Genomic DNA, 915 nt, shown 5'->3' on the forward strand with positions numbered 1-915 from the left:
GAACCTGCGGCTGGATCACCTCCTTTCTAAGGATATCGGCGGAAAGCGCTTTGAGCTTCGTGCTCGGAGAAGAGCTTCCTCCATTCCAAAGAACATACTAGCCGCCGTCCTCATGTCCCTTCATCCTGGAAACACCGCCATCTGGCGGTGCGCCTGAGCTGGCTCACGCCGCCTGCGGCCCTTGTGGTCAGCCAGGTATGTGCGATGGGCCGGTAGCTCAGGTGGTTAGAGCGCACGCCTGATAAGCGTGAGGTCGTAGGTTCAACTCCTACTCGGCCCACCATCGCGCAGCATGCGAGACGCAGTAGCGCAAGCTAATGCGCACGCAGGCAAGTGCGGCCAGCGCTGCATAGCGCGCCATAAGGCGCAGCTTTGCTGCGACTGACGGCACGCGGAGTGAGTGAGGGGCCTTAGCTCAGCTGGGAGAGCGGTTGCTTTGCAAGCATCAGGTCATCGGTTCGATCCCGATAGGCTCCACCACTCCTCAGATTTTCCAGAGATGAAGACACCAGTTCCGGCGTAGCGATACGCCGGTTTATGGGAGGCAAGCCTCCCTCTTTGACATTGTGAATGGGTTCTTAAAATCGATGCCGTGATGGTGTTGGTTTGGACAAACGAAGCGCACAGCAGCCGCAAGGCACGCTGAAGCGAGCGTCTCCAGGCTGACTTCAATCACTACATGGGTTGCGAGCGGGTCGTGGGGCGCAAGCTTCATGCAGCCGACGCAATTCCAAACAATCTGGCTGAGATTATAATCATCCACACCGGGACGGTGCCGTTATGCGGCGCCCGGTAAAGCCAACCGACGCTGCTCTGCCGAGTTTCGTGTCGTCTGCCTTGAGGGGCAGCGATCCAGCGTTGTCATTGGTGGTGTGGACTCTCAAGCGTGAGGTAAGGGCAATTCGTGGATGCCTT

2 tRNA genes are annotated in these 915 nt (G+C 58.3%); both read left to right on the plus strand.

What is annotated here, in order from left to right:
* Positions 1 to 206 precede the first annotated feature (206 nt).
* Positions 207 to 283 (plus strand) — tRNA-Ile (locus LRA87_RS18305).
* Between the two features lie 121 nt (positions 284 to 404).
* Positions 405 to 480: transfer RNA gene (locus tag LRA87_RS18310), tRNA-Ala, on the plus strand.
* Positions 481 to 915: the final 435 nt, after the last annotated feature.

It is taken from the genome of Sphingomonas sp. Leaf37 (assembly GCF_920939475.1).
GTDB lineage: Bacteria > Pseudomonadota > Alphaproteobacteria > Sphingomonadales > Sphingomonadaceae > Sphingomonas.